This is a genomic window from Sphingobium sp. (assembly GCF_032153725.1).
Taxonomy (GTDB): domain Bacteria; phylum Pseudomonadota; class Alphaproteobacteria; order Sphingomonadales; family Sphingomonadaceae; genus Sphingobium.
This window is the reverse complement of sequence record NZ_JALDYQ010000098.1, coordinates 1-14,606: the sequence shown is the minus strand read 5'-3', so window position 1 is coordinate 14,606 and position 14,606 is coordinate 1. Positions and strand designations below refer to the sequence as shown.

Below are 14,606 nucleotides of genomic sequence, written 5' to 3'. Positions count from 1 at the left end.
AGCTTGCCCAACCCCTCGCCGTCAATCCCGGCATTGTTCGACGCGATGGTCAGGTTCTTGACGCCCGAAGCCCGGATCGCGTCGATCAGACGTTCGGGAATCCCGCACAGCCCGAAACCACCCGCGCACAAATGCATCCCGTCAAAGAGTAGTCCCTCCAACGCCGCCGAAGCATCCGAATAAAGCTTGTTCACCATAAGCCGGCCTCTCCTTCGCGGCATGTTGTGGGGAAAAGAATTTATCATTTCTAATGATTTGTTTTTTGCCTTAATCAAAAACAATGTCTATCAATCGCATCGGCCTCTTTCATCTCGAAACCATGCTCTGGATCGACCGGCTGGGGACGTTCGCGGCCGCTGCCGAGCGGCTGAACACGACGCAACCGGCCATTTCAGCGCGGGTGCGCGAGTTGGAGGCGCATCTGGGCGCCCGCCTGTTTCGCCGGGAAGGCCGGACGATGTCGTTCACGCCCGCCGGACGCCAATTGGTGCGCGATTGCGGGCCGCTCTGGAGCGATCTGCAAACCATGCTTCTGCGCTGTGGAGGATTGGGGGAAGCCAGCGGCGTGGTCCGCATCGGCGCGGGAGAAATCGCCGCCGCCAGCTGTCTTCCCGCCTTCGTGTCCCAACTGAAGGCGGACATGCCGCAGGTCAGCCTGGAACTGGAGATCGACCTGACCGCCAATCTGATCCAGCAATTGCTCATGGGACGCACCGATATCACGTTCGCGGCCGGGCCCGTGGCGCATGCGGCGCTCCAGTCGCATCCCATCGGCGCGGTTCGCCTGGCCTGGCTGGCCAATCCCGCCATCGCGGCTTCATTCCATGGCGATGCGCGGGATCGCACGATCCCGATATGGTCATTGGCCAGCCATTCGCCGATTTACGGTCGCATGCGCGATGCGATCGCGGCTTCGCAAATCCCGCGCAAGTCCCTCAATTTGTGTAACAATGCCCGCATGATGATCGACATCGCGAAGGCCGGCGGCGGGATCGGCATTTTCCCTGAGCCCATGGCCCGTTCCGACCTGGCGAGCGGTGCGCTGGTCGAACTGGACGGGATGCCGGCGCTGGTTCCCATCGAATTTCACGTGGCGAAGCGGGTTGCCGATAATGAACCCGTGACCAACGCCATATTCGATCGGGCCAGCGCGCTCAGCCTTGGGGGCGGAGGGCGCTGAAGACGATCGGCTTATTGATGCATCACCACGACTTCCGCTAGGCTGGCGCGATCGGTGATGGCGTTGGCCGAGACGTGGCTGTCATCGGGATAGCCGAAGCTGAGGCCGAACAGGCAGATCAGGTCGTCCGATACGCCGAGTTCACGTTTCAACGCGCCCGAATAATGGCTGATCGCGCCCTGCGGGCAGGAGCCCAGGCCATGAGCGGACAGCGCCAGCATGAGGGTTTGCGCATATATCCCCAGGTCAGCCGCTTCCCGCAGCCCGAAATAGCGTGGCATGAAGAAGAAGGCCGCATGTGGCGCATCGAACAATTCATAATTGCGCAGGAAGGACCGGGTCCGGGCTTCCTTGTCATCGCGTTCAACGCCCGTCGCGCGAAACAGGGTCACGGCCGATTCGATCCGTCGCGTCTTGTATTGATCGATATAATGGGATGTCAGCGGGACATCGGGGTCGACGCGGCCCGCCTTCGCCTCCTCCAGCAAAATGGAGCGCACACGGGACAGGGATGCCCCCGACACGACATGGGTGATCCACGGCTGTACATTGCAGTTGGACGGGGCCTTGCCCGCAACGGTGAAGAGGCGGTCCATCAATTCGGGCGCAATGGGACGCGGCAGGAAGGCGCGGACCGACCGCCTTCTGTCGACGATGGTTTCGTAAATCTCCGCCATGGAAGGCGGCGGCGGGCAACTGGTCATCGATTCTCACTCCATGGACCGCAGGTCACATCAGTCGACCGTTGATGAGAAGGTCGAATTGATAGAAGCACCTGTTTTCCGCCAATGCGGACAGCAGGTCGGTGCCATCGAGCTTGCCATCTATCAGCACGATATCGAACTGGCGAGACACCCCCGCGCCGCTATGGAACAGATAGCGCGCGGCGCGCGAAGGGCGCAGCTGCGGAGGCCAGGCGATGATCCTGCTTCCTTTCGGCCAGTCGAAAAACACGCGTGAGCCTGTCTCCAGCTCTTCAAGCGAAGCGCGGACCGGTGCGGCGCTATCGGCGCGCCAGAGTGAAAGCCGTTCGGGAGCCTGCACGCAGAACCGATCGGAAACCGCTATGTCGATGGCCCAAGGGTCCTGATCGATCCCGCCGCCCTGACGCGAGGAGCCGCGCACCGCGCCCAATGCGACCCGGCGTTCGTCCACGGTGCGGGCGGCGCTGGCAAGCCGATCCAGCATGCCGCGCCGCGCGGGCTTTCCCTTCCGCGCGGCCAATCGCACCGGCCCCTTGAGGAGCTTCATCCTGCCGTCTGCCACCACGCTCAGCGCTTCGCCGGTTGCCAGGACGACTTCGCCTTCCTCCAGGATCGATCCCGTCGGATACCGCGTGGCGACGGTCCTGCCGGAACCGCCCAATATCAGTATCTCTGCCAAGCCGGCATCCGGAACCGCCAGTCCAGCGAGCACTCCCGCAGCCAGGAGCAGACAGCTATTTCGTTTCAAGGCGATACACTCCCGACCACCCCGATATTTCCGCCCGGCTTCGGAAAAATGCAAGCGCATGGTCGCCGGGGAACGTGGCGATCCGTTCGGAAAGTTCGTCCGCCGCCCCCGGCGCGCCGTCGCGCAGCCGGGCCACGAGCGATGCATGGCCGCTGGCCGCTTCGGCCGTGATGCCATCGCCCAGTTGATAGACGCGCACGGGAGCGGCGCGGCCGACCACCGCGATCAGGCCGAGTTCGCGCGCCGGAAGGTCGCGCGCCTGGGCCATGATCGCCTCGCTGGCGAGGATGGTGGTCCCCAATGCCTTGTTCGCTGTTTCGAGCCGCGCCGCCAGATTCATCGCATCGCCGACCGCGGTATATTGCACGCGGTTGCGGCCGCCAAAATTCCCGACGATCGCCTCCCCATAATGGGCGCCGATGCGGGTCTTTCCGATCGACACGCCTTCCGCCGCCGCCCTGGCGGCATAATCGGCGGCGAATCCTTCCATCGCCAGCGCCGCCGCGAGCGCCTTGCGCGCCTTTTCGGGGTCGTCGAGCGGCGCTCCCCAGAAGGCCACGACCGCGTCTCCGATGAATTTGTCGAGCGTGCCGCCGTGCGACAGCACCAGTTCCGACATGCCTTCAAGATAACCGTTCAATATTGCGCTGAGCCGTTCGGGGAGGAGGCTTTCGCTGAGATCGGTGAATCCCGCAAGATCGGTGAAAATGATCGCGAGGCTCGTTCGGCGGCCGTGCACCTCAAGCAGTTCGGGCTGACGCTGAATCGCCAGGGCGACGTCGCGCGGCAGGTAACGGCCCACAATCTGACGGGCGATGCGCCGCTCTTCGATGGTCGTGCTGCGACTCAGCGCGCCGCCCACCAGCGACATTAACAGCCAGGACAGGAACCCGCCGACCAGCGGCAAGCCATAGGTCTGGATGCCCGCGGGACGTTCGATCAGCGTCGACAGGACGACCATGGCGGCCACCATGGCGATCGCCATGGTGATGCGGACGATGGTGCCGGTCCTGATCCAGCCGGAACACAGGCCAAGGATCGCGGGAAGCACGGCCCATAGCCAGAGGGTGGCGCCCGAAAGGGCGGGCGAGGCGACGCGATCGAGCAGATTGGCGAGGATTTGCGCATGCACCTCAAGACCGGACATGTCCTCGCCCGTCAGCGCCGAAAGCGGCGTGCGATGGCGGTCCGTTCCCGGAATGTCGGCGCCGATCAGCACGATCCGGCCAGCCAGCATCGGCGCGAGTGCCGCGAGGACGTCCGGTTTGGCATGGGCCAGCGGGAGAATGGGCAGGCGCGCAAATACCGGGACGTCGTCCGACGCGGGGCGACGAAACTCGATCGGCATGTCCGGCGGCACAGGGGATATGCCAGCGAGTTCCGCCAGTTCACCGGCGATCGTGTCCGTTTGCGGCGCGCTGCGCCGCACGATCCCGTCGGCGTCTGCGTAGAAGGCCGCGCTGGCCGGACGGGTTCGGCTTGCCTTGAGCGCCGCGAAGAAATCGCGCAGGGTTTCGACCTGCCAGGGCGCCAGTATCTCCTGATCCTCGCCAATCGCATCGGCCACCCGGATCGGATGGCGCGCGTCGCGCAATGACTTCAGCAGGGCGCGGTCCTCTGCTGCATTGGTGGGCTGATCGAACAATATGTCGATCCCGACCGCCCTGGGACCGATTGCGTCGAGCGCGGTGATCGCGCGCGCGAGCATGGCCCGATCCACTGGCGAACGGCGGCGGGTTTCGGCGATCGTCGCCTCGTCGACGACCAGCAGCACGATCCTGTCGTCCTGATCGACCGCAGGGGCCGTCGCGGCAAGGCGTATGTCGTAGGCGACCCGTTCGAGCTGGGCCAGAACTGGAATCCGCCATGAATGGGCCGTGAGCAGAACGCAGAACGCCATCGCGGCGGCCAGTATGGCCAACCGCTTGCGGTTCAATCCGGCCGGGAGAGGAAGGCGGAGGCGCGCCATGGCCTAGCGGTTGCCCTTAGGCGACACGTCGCCGGCCTTGATCGAGATCGGCGATACATCGCCGACTATGGCGAAAGTCGCCCAGAACATGGGGTGCCGCAACATGCGGGCCGGGGGATTGCGGATGAGCGCGAGCACCGCCTCGCGAAGTGCTCCGGCGATCGCGCCCGGCCCCTTGCCAGCGGCTGCGCGCGCCGCCGGCAAGGTCAGCCTCCCGGCGGTGGCGGACAGGACGGGCCAGCGCGAGATCATGACGGTCCGCGCGCCCGCGCCCATGAAGCTGTCGGTCAGGCCGGCCAGGCCGCTGGCCTTGTTGCCTTCGGGAAGCACGCCGGTCTGACAGGCCGACAGGATGACGAGGTCGGCATCCAGCTTGAGCCGCGCAATCTCCTCTGCCGTAAGCACGCCGTCGTTTTCCGTGGTCGATAAAGGGGGAGGAGAGAGCACAAGCAATTGACCGGGCATGGTCTTTTCCGACAGGGCGACGAAGCCGTGCGTCGCCAGCGCGACGATGCGAAAATCGTCCCAGGCGATGCCGCGCAGGCGATCCTCATTGAAAGCCGCGTCGGTAATCAGCCGGCTGTGATCGTGACCGACCATGTCGGCCATGGCCTCCAGCTCGGTCAGGGTATCGGGCAGCGGCGGTAGTGCGCGCAACCGATCGGCCGCCAACTTGCCATTCTCGTCGAGCAGGCTCTCCACCGCCGTGACTGGCGCCCCGCCACCGGCGAGGGTCGGCCCACCCAGGCCCAGCAGCGCTTGCGACGCCTTGCTCGCCGGCCGCGCGCCAAGCGCCTGATAGGCGGACGCCGAAGGCAGGAGCGAGAAGGCAAATCTTCGCACGGCCCAAGGCGGTTCGACCGGATCGTCGGCCGTCCAGCTGTCCGCCGCGGGCGCGGCCGTCAGCAGCGCATCGAACGGAACCAGCGCCAGAAAGCCCTCTGCGGCGATGCGGATCGTGCGGATGTCCTGGAGGTCCTCCTCGATCGGACCGAACAGCCGACGCCACAGCGACCAGGCGGCGCGTAAATCGACGGGAGCTGCCTCGCCCGCGGTGATGCCGGAAGGATCAAGGCCGGCGCGCAGCCGCCGCAGGCTGGATCGCAGGCCCTCCTCGTCAGGTTCGACCGCCCGGACGACAAGGCGATCATGACGCACGACGACCGAGGCATCGAGCGTGAACAGCACGATCGCCTCGTCAGCGGCAAGCGTGCTGCGCAGGCCGTCAAGGCGGGGCTTCGCGCCCGTTGTCCCGAGCCGGGCGCGGTTTGCCTCAGGCGTAAGCGTCAACTCGGCATTGACAGCGAGTTGATCGAGGCGTTCCTTCTCGGTTCCCATTCGGCCGACGAGATGGCGTTCGAATGCGGCGATATCGCGCAGCGGCGCCCTGCTGGCCGGCAGGCCTTCCGCCATCAGGCCGATCGCCTCGCGATCGCAGGCGGCCTGGCTCCGCAGCAACCTTTCCTCGGCGGAACGGACGATATCGGCGCAGCTTTCGGCCATCTTCAGCGCGGCCGCCAGCAGCGGCGATCCCTCATATTGCAGTAAAGTGCTGAAACCGAGACGATCGGATTCATCGCCTGCGGCCGCGCGCCGGGCAAGGCTCGCCACGTCTTCATAGGCGCCGCCGAACAGCAATTGGGAGGCGGCGACTCCCCTGTCGCCGCCGCTCGCCCTGTTCCCCTCCGCCGACAGTCGGGCCAGAGCGGTTGTCCGGTGCGACGTCGCATTGTCCATGGCCCGGCGCAGACTTTCCGGATTGACCGGACTGCCCAGGATCTTGCTACCGTCAAATGCCAATATGGCCTCGACCAGCCTGTCCGCCGCACTGTCGGCGCCGCTGGCCCGATACACTCCGGCTATCGCGATCTGCGCCGACAGCAGCGCGGGCGAATTCGCTGCTGCCTGCTGCTGGACCACGATCAGCAAGGCCTGCGCGGGTCGCGCCAATGCCGCCAGCTCGGCGGCAGGCCGCGAACCCAGGCGGTATTGCAGCATGGCCAGCAGCCCGTCGGGCTTGAGACTGTAATGGACCTGCGGTGAGGTCCAGTAGCCGGGCCGGCCCAACGCCATGACCAGGCGGTCGATCGCGTTCGCCGTTATGGGGTCCTCGCCGGACAGTTCGAACCAGCCGAGAAGCGCGCTGGCCTGAGCGGCCTGGATGCTGCCGACGGGGGCTGCCTGAAACTGATCGCGCAGCAACCGCGCCACGTCGCTTCGCTGGCTGGAGGAGGCGTGTTCGATGCCGAAGGCCAGCGCTTCGGCCATCTCCGCCGAATCGCGCAGATCGGCCGCCGCCAGTTGCCCGACGACGGCAGCGGCCACGGGCCAGCCATCGCCCGGGGCGCCGAGCCGCTCCACCAGATCGGCACGCTCCAGATCGATCCTGGCCATGTTGAGGGCGTTGGGCAGTCTGGACGCCGCTTCCCGCGCGCGCGCCTGGTCCAGCCGCTGTAGCCGAGTGAAGAAGTCCGACGGCGCCCCAGCCGGTAGCTTCTGATAGGCCGACAGCTCGCCGCATGGGCTTGCCCCCGCCGCGAGGGGCAGTCGATTGCGGACGAGCGCGCATAGCTGCCCGGAAGGCGCGCCTGTCAGCACGGCATCGAGCGATTGCGCCGCTACCGCCAGTTCGCCCGCGCCGGCTGTGGCCGCCTGCTCGCGAAGCCTTTGCGGCGTAAAGGCGCCGATGGAATCGAAGCGTGGAGTTTGCGCGATGCGCCGCGACAGATAGTCGTCGGCAAGCGCTGCCGCTTCGCCCTCGAACTGAACGGAGAGCAACTGTTCCACGGCCTGTTCGGTTGCCGTCCTGATCTTCCAGTCGGCCAAAGATGCGCTGGAAGAGGCATAGATCTGCCTGAGCCGCGCCGCCGTTTCCCGGGCGAGTGCCCGCGCTTCGTCATCCAGCTTTGCCTCAAGCAATTCCCGGACCCCGCGCCGAACCTCGTTCCAGCCCAGCGTGTCCGGTTCCGTTTGCAGTTGCGTCCGGCCCTTCCAGGCGGATTGGCGCGCCGCTTCCCGCGCGATGATCGGGTCCTGCGCCGATGCTTCCTCGTTCGCGCCGATGTCGCGCAGGAAGCTCTGGTACATCCGCAATGACAACGACGCTTCGGCGTGATCGCGCTTCGGATCGGCCAGCATTGCCGCGACGTGATCCTGATAGGCCTTGCGCGCACCGGCGTCGTCGCCGACTCGCTGAAGGTTGCTGGCCAGGGTGGAGATCAGGCTGGTCATTGCCGGTGTGGAGCGGGGCTCGATGGCCGCGCGGATCGCGTAAGCGCGCTGGGCCACCAATAGGGCGCCCAGGCGGTCGCTGTTGATCTCATAACCTTTGAGGACGGCTTCCAGCGCTTCGGCCTTCTCGTGCGTCGGCGCGCCTGCGGCCGCATCGAGCGCCCCCTGCGCGGTGCTTCCGGGCCTTGCCTGCCGCATGCGCGGGAGCAGCCTGTCGAGCTTCGCGCCCTGATTGGCCTCCTTATACAGTTCGGCCAGTTCGTTGAGGAGCGTCCCGCGCGCGGGATCGTCCGGCCTGACCAAAGCCGCCGGCCCGTCAAGCACTGTCTCCAGAAGTGCGATCCGGAAATCGATCGGCGTCAGGATGAAGCTGTAGCTGACGGTGTGATTGATCGCCTCGCCCACTCCGCCGTCCTGCCGCGCTGTCAGCGCGAAACCCGACAGGGATGCGTCCCTGGCCTCGGATGTCGCCCCGGCTTTGGCCAATGCCTTCGCAAGTCCAAGATAATCCTCGCTGGAGGGCGGGCCCTTGCAACTGCGGTCGAGACAGGCGCGAACGGCTTTCGCGGCGTCGATCGTCTCCTGCCGCAATCCCAGATCGGAGAAAACGCCGGGTGCGAGCGACTGGAGATCGAGCAGGTCGGGATGCTGCGACAGGCCGAGCGATCCGGCCAGCGCGATCGCCCTGGCATAGGCGGTCCGGGCCTCGTCACCGCGTTTGCGTTCGCCCGCGGCGAGCATGGCGAGGTTATAGGCACTTACCGCCAGCATGCGCAGTCGTGGCCCGCCCTCGGCCGTGGCGGCCAGAACCCTGGCAAGCTCGGCGTCAAGCGTCGCCCAGTCATTTATCGCATAGGCATCGAGCGCGACCTCCAGCCGGGCCTGGTTCGCGGCGACGGGGTTGGCCGATGCGGCGAGCGCGCGGCCCGCAGCCATATGTTCGCCGAAGGCCGCGCTGAACCTTGGCGATAATGCCACGGGCGCGGGCTCCCTGTCTTCGTCCGGATCAGTGGCATCGCCCTCGTCCGGCAGGTCGAACTTCAATTGGTCAAGGCCCAGGTCCCGGCGCAGGTCCCAGCCGCGGTCGAACAGGTCTACCACCGCAATGTCGGCGGCCAGATCGTTGTTCCGGGGAAGCGCGGCCAGAAGCGCCGCCTTGTTCCTCACCGCCGCTGCATAGTCGTCCGAAGATGTTTCATAGGCCGCGATGAGCCAGAGCGCCGCCAGTTCGGCCGCCTGTGGGTCGGCTGCGATCTCGGCGGTCGTGATCGACCGCGCGGGTTGCGCCGCGGCAAGCGCGGCGGCGGGATCGGCCGCGTCCAGCGCGTGCCGGGCGACGATCAATGCCCGGCCGGTTTCGGGCGATGCGGCCGGGAGCGGCGAAGCGGCAAGAGCGACAAGGGTGAGAAAGGCCGTCAATTCCCCTCGTCGGGTCATCCTCATTCGGGCTGCTCGATGTCGAAGTGCACGCGCCAATCGTCGTCTGAGCGCAGGCGGATCTCGATCTCCGGCTTGATGTCGCCCGCCCGGATTCCGGTCAGGATGACGCCGCCGTCGTCGCGCTCCCGCCGCGTGAAGCTCAGGGTTTTGCCCAGACAGGACTTTGCGGCATCCGCGATGATTTTCACGGCCCTGTCCGCTTCCGAGCGGTTTTCGGTGCGGAACAGGCGGCAGGTATAATAGCGCGGCCCGCTGGAGAAACGGGAAATGTAGCAAGCCTCACCACCCGGCATGGTATAGCGGCTGGCCCAGCTGTCCTCGTCGGTGGCCCTGCCCAATATGCCTTCGAAGCCCTTCACCGCTTCGCCGTCGAGCCGCTTCAGGCAATCGCAGAAGATTTTGGCCGACAGCTCGAAACGCTGGGGTGGAGGAACTGCACCTGCTTGCCTGGCCGACGTGGCGGCGGGGGCCGGTTCGGCTTCGCCCTTTATCCTGAAAATCGCCAGTTGGACCTTGTGTTCAGTGCCTAGTCCGTCGGCCGTCATCGCGGGCGACCCCATGGCGCTTACGGAGACTATTGCATCGGGGGTCGATACGGTCAGCAAGCTTTCGATATAGAAGCTGGACCTGGGGGCAACGGGGTGGTCCAGATTATCGATCACCATCTTCAAATCCGGCTTCAAATCCGGGCCCAGGCAACTGGCGGTGATCGCCTTGCCGATCCGCTTGGCAGCAGCGACGGCGTCCGCCTGGTCTTTCGCCGCGTTCGCGCATTCATATTGCAGGCCATCGCCCACGCGCGCGACCTCGCAGCGTTCGAAGCCGGGCCATGCGATCCTGCTCTGCCATCGGTCGGCCGTCACCGGCTTGCCTGCCAGCTCTTCGAGCGACGCGGCCTTGGCGGTGACTTGCCGCAACGCATCGCAGACGGCCTGCGCCTGAGCGGCTGCCGGAACGAGCAAGGCGATGACGCACCCGATCAGCGAAACTTTTCCAAACATGGCTGATTCCCCCGAATGCCGGGGCGACAATCGCACTTATCCGCATGGCCGACAAGCATAAGGAAAGGCGCGTGAATCAGGGTGAGGACAGTCGCCTGGCTTCAGGAGCCCAAGGCCTGATTGGGATCGATGGTCCTTATACTGCTGGAGGGGGCGGGGGCTTCGGATGGCGCCGCGATGCCGGATTCAGCAGCGGGGGCGGTGGCCGAGGCAATCGAAACTTCCCTATCGACATAGACCTCGAGCAGCGTGCCGGAAGGCAATTTGACGTCCTTTCCGCGAATGATCACCGCCAGGGGAAGAAAGACGATGCCGGCACCCACCGCGCCCAGCGTGCCCGATTTGCCCTGGGCATTGCGCTGACCGCGCACCGGTATGTCGACCCCGCCTGCCTTGACTGTGCTGACCTTGATATCCAGCTTGCCCGATCTGCCCAGCAGGCCATTGTCCCTGACCCGGCTGACCTCGCCGACCGCAGGGCTTCCGGCAGGGATGAGCGTCGCGCCCCCGATCGTGACCGGTTTGGCGACTGCCAGTTCGACCTGATCGCCGACCCGCGCCGATTTGGAGGAAATCTCCCGCTGCGTTTCCAGCTGGATGGCCATGCCTTCGGGAAGAATCATGGACTGGGCCAAACCCTGGCAGGGGATCGCCGCCAGCAGCAAGGGGGCGGCAGCCGCCCATCGCCTGATCCAGCGCATCGGCAATTCAGTGCGAATCATCGGGCCATCCTCTCCACCTGGTGCAGCTGGTCGGGCCGGTAGGACGACAGCAATTTACGCTCCTGAAGCGGGAGCATCAAGGGCGAGTCCAGAATCCCAATACGCGTTTAATATGGAAATATATATTTCGCATATGTGGAAAAATATTATTATTTTATGATATTTATCGTAGTATATTTGACGAATGGCATTTTCCCTGTGCAGGGATATGCAGGTTTGGATTCCGGGGAGGTCGAAAGATGCAGATAAGGAGCGGGCGGGCGGTATCATCCGCGTCGCCGACCCCGGCACTGGATAGTCTCGATACGAATATCATGGATATTCTCAGGACCAATGGCCGCGTAACCAACCAGGAAATAGCCGAGCGCCTTTCCGTCACGGCGGCCACCGTTTCCGCCCGGCTTCAGAAGATGGAGGAGGCGCGCGTGATGCGCGTGGTCGCGGTGACGGATTTTCGCGCGCACGGATATGATGTCATCATCGCGCTGGGCGTGAAGGTGCAGGGGCGGAGCGTTGATGATGTGGGGCGCGACCTGGCGGGCCTGCCTGAAGTGCTGAGCGTCAATATCATGAATGGCGAACATGATATCGAGCTGCTCGTCGCGCTCCATGATTTTTCGGAGGTGCAGGATTTCCTGTTCGATCATATCGCCGCTATTGAAGGCGTCATGCACATCGCTTCAGGGATTGCGGTGGATATCGTCAAATTCGAATTCAATGTGGTTCCCCTATGAGTGAGGAGGGGAGCGGCTGGACGCGTCTGGATAAGCTGGATCAGGGGATCGTCGAAAGGCTTGGGCGTGACGCGCGGATTTCCAACCGCGCGATTGCCGCCGAACTCGGCGTGACGGAGGGAACGATCCGCACCCGCATCAGGCGGCTTCAGAATGAAGGGCTGATTCAATTCACGGTCGTCACGGATTTCCGCATGGCGGGATCGCCCAATCTGTGCATGCTGGGGATTGACGCCGATCCATCGCATATTTCCGATCTTGCGCGGCGCCTTTCGGATATTCCCGAAATCACCTGTGTCGTGGTGCTGCTGGGACGATACAGCCTTCTGGCGATGGGCCTGTTCACCAATATCGAACAATTGCACGATCTGATCACCGAACATGTTCGTCCCCTGCCCGGTGTCCAGCGGGTGGAGGCGTCGATCTCGGTGCACAACCTCAAATATGAAGCGGGCATAGCCAAGATCACCCGCGGTATTGCGGTCGATTAGGCTGTGCGGCGATTCAGTTCAGGGCGAGGCGACCTGAAGGCTGTCGAGGTGCCGATATTTGCGTCGCGCGATCGACGCGCATCGAATGGGAGAGGAACAATGGCGGCTGCAACGAAGATGCAAGAAATGATGGGCGCGCGATCCATGGGACACATGGCGTTGCACTATAGGAAAGTGGAGGAAGGGCCGCTTGCCGCCAGGTTGCTCGGCATGCTGGGTTATGTTCTGACGCAGGACCTGCTGCTGCCTTCCGGCGCCCATTTCTATCGTTTCGTGGTGGATGCGCGCCATCGATCGCGAGGGGACGGCATCATCTACCTGTCACTCATTCCTGATGCGCAGCGCGATCTGATGGAAGCGATTCACGGCGCGCTGAATGTCGGCACCGACCATGAGCATCCCGCCGTCGCGGTCATGCGCGCGAAGCTGGAGGAAGACCCTGAATATGGCTTCCATTATGGAACGCTGCTGGAGAGTCTGGAGGATCTCGAAACCATCTTCCTCTCGCTGGAGGATGCGAACAGGAATGATCCTGAACTCAAGGGGCGGCTCAAGCTGGTCTATAATCGCGCGCTGCCGGGCAATGCCGATGTCGATGGCCGTCTGGATGCCTCGCCCATCTATGGCGGCGTGACCCGCCATGCCTATGGCAGGAACGGGGTTCAGGCATTTCTGGAAACCGACATCCTGTCGAGCGGCATGCTGGGAGAGGCGATGATGCTGGAATTCGACTATGTGTTTCCCGGACATGCCAACCACATTTTGTCCGTGGTCGAGTGGGAACGAGAAAATAAACGCAAAATGTCATAATTTTTGTAAATTAAATGATATTTGCGTATTTTCGTAAAAGATGGTTAGAGGATGTCGTTGGGAAAGGGCGACATGGAAAAGGATAAGGGCATGTCCATCGGCATCGAAGATCTCGTTACGCGCCTTCGGGCGCTGGAAGACAAGGAAGAGATCCGGTTGCTGAAATCGCGCTATCTGCGCGCTTGCGATCTGAAGCAGCCCGATGTCGTGCGCGACTGCTTCCTGCCCGGCGGCGTCCGCATCGATTATCAGGGCTTCCCCTTGTTCACGGAGCGCGATGCCTTTGTCGCCGCTTATGAAAGAATGGCCTGTCAGGGCGGCGTCTTCGATATTCATCATGCCGCCAACTGGGATATCAGCCTGATCGGCCCCGATAAGGCGCGCGGTCTGTGGTCGCTCAATTTTCGTACCATCCTGACCGGTCCGCGGCAGGTGAACCGCCTTGCGGTCGAATATGACGATATCTATTGCCGGCAGGACGGTCGCTGGTGGATCGCGGAAAGCATCAGCCGCATAACCTCTGTCCTGACGGAACAGATCGGGGAAGACGGATCGATCACGGTTCTGGCATCCGGAGCCGTGGCCGTAGCCTGACCGACGGCGCCGTGCACATCTTGCCGTAGCTGTCGAGCGCCTGCGAGAAGGCGGGCGGTCCAGCCGCGACGGGCGCCCGCCCCCGTCACGCCGCGTCGAGATGGGCGAAGTCGAATTGGCTGGTGGGGATGACGTCGATCCGCCCAAAGTCGATGAAGCCCGCGCAGCTGTCCGTCATTTCCCGAGAATTATGGGCGAACTTCGCATCATCCCCCATCGCGTCGAAAAAGGCGCGCGGATCGGTCATCGCTTCAAGCGGGAAACATTCCTCGACAAAAGCGCCATAGGCAGGTGCGTTGCCGGTCAGCGGCCGCACGATGATGTTCTGCACATATTCGAAGTTCGATTGGGTATCGATGGCAACGCGCGTATGGTGGCGGTGCCAATGGGACACGGCGTCCTGCCAACGCATGTCCGGAAGGAAGGAGATGAAACTGGCCTGGCTCCAGCCCCATGTGCGCGATCCGGCCTGCGGTGGATGCGCGGCGTTGGGAATGATGGTGGATTCCGCAACCAGCCAGGCTTCGAAGCGGCTGCTTTGGGTTGTCAGGACATCGTCCACGGCCTCACGGAAGATCGCGTTGGCAGAAGGAAGCCAGAATTGCGCGACGGCATCCTGCTGGCGCTCCTGCCATTGCTGGTTGAGTGGCGCGGCCGGTCCCACCGTCGCATCGCGAACGTTGAGGCGGATGCTGCTGGCGCGCGCGGCCTTCAGCGCGCCGGGCAACGTCGCCACCAGACGGGCGGCATAGTCGGCGCGGTTTACCCCTTCGGGCGCCCATAGCGCGCAGATCAACTTTTCCATTTTCGGCTCTCCGGATTGATCGTTTCAGGGCATCGCGCGGGGTTTTCCGCAAAACGATGCGACGACGGGAAACAGAGCGTGCTGTGTCGAATTCAATGGGGGCACCTTCTATAGCGGTTTTCGATCTGATTGGATCAGATCGCCGCTCTAACTTCCTTGTTTGCCGCGATTTCCAAG

13 protein-coding genes are annotated in these 14,606 nt (G+C 63.9%); 5 read left to right on the top strand and 8 right to left on the bottom strand.

From position 1 onward, the window contains the following. Positions 1–197: CoA-transferase (locus RUH75_RS21410; protein WP_313809219.1), on the bottom strand; the 197-nt coding region annotated here is incomplete at its 3' end. Positions 198–280: 83 nt separating this feature from the next. On the opposite strand from RUH75_RS21410, the gene RUH75_RS21405 reads away from it, so the two are divergent. Continuing rightward, the gene (locus RUH75_RS21405; protein ID WP_313809218.1) at positions 281–1,180 is read left to right on the top strand and encodes a LysR family transcriptional regulator; all 900 of its coding nucleotides are present in this window, start codon (positions 281–283) and stop codon (positions 1,178–1,180) included. Positions 1,181–1,191: 11 nt separating this feature from the next. Here the strand turns inward: RUH75_RS21405 and RUH75_RS21400 are convergent, their stop codons facing one another. The 6 genes from RUH75_RS21400 to RUH75_RS21375 form a co-directional block, all read right to left on the bottom strand. Next, positions 1,192–1,884: a nitroreductase gene (locus RUH75_RS21400; protein ID WP_313809217.1), complete on the bottom strand. Its 693-nt coding sequence runs from the start codon at positions 1,882–1,884 to the stop codon at positions 1,192–1,194. Positions 1,885–1,909: 25 nt separating this feature from the next. Continuing rightward, positions 1,910–2,596 carry a hypothetical protein gene (locus RUH75_RS21395; RefSeq protein ID WP_313809216.1) on the bottom strand — a complete coding sequence of 229 codons (687 nt, stop codon included), beginning with the start codon at positions 2,594–2,596 and terminating at the stop codon, positions 1,910–1,912. A gap of 22 nt (positions 2,597–2,618) precedes the next feature. After that, complete coding sequence (locus tag RUH75_RS21390) at positions 2,619–4,601, bottom strand: adenylate/guanylate cyclase domain-containing protein (RefSeq protein ID WP_313809215.1); 1,983 nt, start codon at positions 4,599–4,601, stop codon at positions 2,619–2,621. Positions 4,602–4,604: 3 nt separating this feature from the next. Next, positions 4,605–9,269 carry a CHAT domain-containing protein gene (locus RUH75_RS21385; RefSeq protein WP_313809214.1) on the bottom strand — a complete coding sequence of 1,555 codons (4,665 nt, stop codon included), beginning with the start codon at positions 9,267–9,269 and terminating at the stop codon, positions 4,605–4,607. Between the two features lie 2 nt (positions 9,270–9,271). Further along, entirely contained in the window at positions 9,272–10,273 is a 1,002-nt protein-coding gene (locus tag RUH75_RS21380; RefSeq protein WP_313809213.1) for a hypothetical protein, read from the bottom strand. A gap of 101 nt (positions 10,274–10,374) precedes the next feature. After that, positions 10,375–10,995 (bottom strand): hypothetical protein, encoded by a 621-nt coding sequence (locus RUH75_RS21375; RefSeq protein WP_313809212.1) that lies wholly within the window; start codon positions 10,993–10,995, stop codon positions 10,375–10,377. Between the two features lie 239 nt (positions 10,996–11,234). On the opposite strand from RUH75_RS21375, the gene RUH75_RS21370 reads away from it, so the two are divergent. From RUH75_RS21370 to RUH75_RS21355, 4 genes are all read left to right on the top strand, one after another. Continuing rightward, positions 11,235–11,729, top strand: coding sequence for an Lrp/AsnC family transcriptional regulator (locus tag RUH75_RS21370; protein ID WP_313809211.1), 495 nt, complete (start codon positions 11,235–11,237; stop codon positions 11,727–11,729). Continuing rightward, positions 11,726–12,220, top strand: coding sequence for an Lrp/AsnC family transcriptional regulator (locus tag RUH75_RS21365; protein ID WP_313809210.1), 495 nt, complete (start codon positions 11,726–11,728; stop codon positions 12,218–12,220). The genes RUH75_RS21370 and RUH75_RS21365 overlap by 4 nt, the downstream gene beginning before the upstream one ends. A gap of 99 nt (positions 12,221–12,319) precedes the next feature. Then, complete coding sequence (locus RUH75_RS21360; protein WP_313809209.1) at positions 12,320–13,030, top strand: hypothetical protein; 711 nt, start codon at positions 12,320–12,322, stop codon at positions 13,028–13,030. A gap of 72 nt (positions 13,031–13,102) precedes the next feature. Further along, on the top strand, positions 13,103–13,624 hold the full coding sequence (locus RUH75_RS21355; RefSeq protein WP_313809208.1) for a nuclear transport factor 2 family protein: 522 nt from the start codon (positions 13,103–13,105) through the stop codon (positions 13,622–13,624). Between the two features lie 85 nt (positions 13,625–13,709). Here the strand turns inward: RUH75_RS21355 and RUH75_RS21350 are convergent, their stop codons facing one another. After that, complete coding sequence (locus RUH75_RS21350) at positions 13,710–14,429, bottom strand: EthD domain-containing protein (RefSeq protein ID WP_313809207.1); 720 nt, start codon at positions 14,427–14,429, stop codon at positions 13,710–13,712. Positions 14,430–14,606 lie beyond the last annotated feature (177 nt).

What these genes read in the sequence shown, in the direction of transcription:
- RUH75_RS21350 (WP_313809207.1), bottom strand. Translation starts at nt 14,429, where the DNA reads ATGGAAAAGTTGATCTGCGCGCTATGGGCGCCCGAAGGGGTAAACCGC.
- RUH75_RS21380 (WP_313809213.1), bottom strand. Translation starts at nt 10,273, where the DNA reads ATGTTTGGAAAAGTTTCGCTGATCGGGTGCGTCATCGCCTTGCTCGTT.
- RUH75_RS21355 (WP_313809208.1), top strand. Translation starts at nt 13,103, where the DNA reads ATGGAAAAGGATAAGGGCATGTCCATCGGCATCGAAGATCTCGTTACG.
- RUH75_RS21365 (WP_313809210.1), top strand. Translation starts at nt 11,726, where the DNA reads ATGAGTGAGGAGGGGAGCGGCTGGACGCGTCTGGATAAGCTGGATCAG.
- RUH75_RS21385 (WP_313809214.1), bottom strand. Translation starts at nt 9,269, where the DNA reads ATGACCCGACGAGGGGAATTGACGGCCTTTCTCACCCTTGTCGCTCTT.
- RUH75_RS21400 (WP_313809217.1), bottom strand. Translation starts at nt 1,884, where the DNA reads ATGACCAGTTGCCCGCCGCCGCCTTCCATGGCGGAGATTTACGAAACC.
- RUH75_RS21375 (WP_313809212.1), bottom strand. Translation starts at nt 10,995, where the DNA reads ATGATTCGCACTGAATTGCCGATGCGCTGGATCAGGCGATGGGCGGCT.
- RUH75_RS21405 (WP_313809218.1), top strand. Translation starts at nt 281, where the DNA reads ATGTCTATCAATCGCATCGGCCTCTTTCATCTCGAAACCATGCTCTGG.
- RUH75_RS21360 (WP_313809209.1), top strand. Translation starts at nt 12,320, where the DNA reads ATGGCGGCTGCAACGAAGATGCAAGAAATGATGGGCGCGCGATCCATG.
- RUH75_RS21390 (WP_313809215.1), bottom strand. Translation starts at nt 4,601, where the DNA reads ATGGCGCGCCTCCGCCTTCCTCTCCCGGCCGGATTGAACCGCAAGCGG.
- RUH75_RS21370 (WP_313809211.1), top strand. Translation starts at nt 11,235, where the DNA reads ATGCAGATAAGGAGCGGGCGGGCGGTATCATCCGCGTCGCCGACCCCG.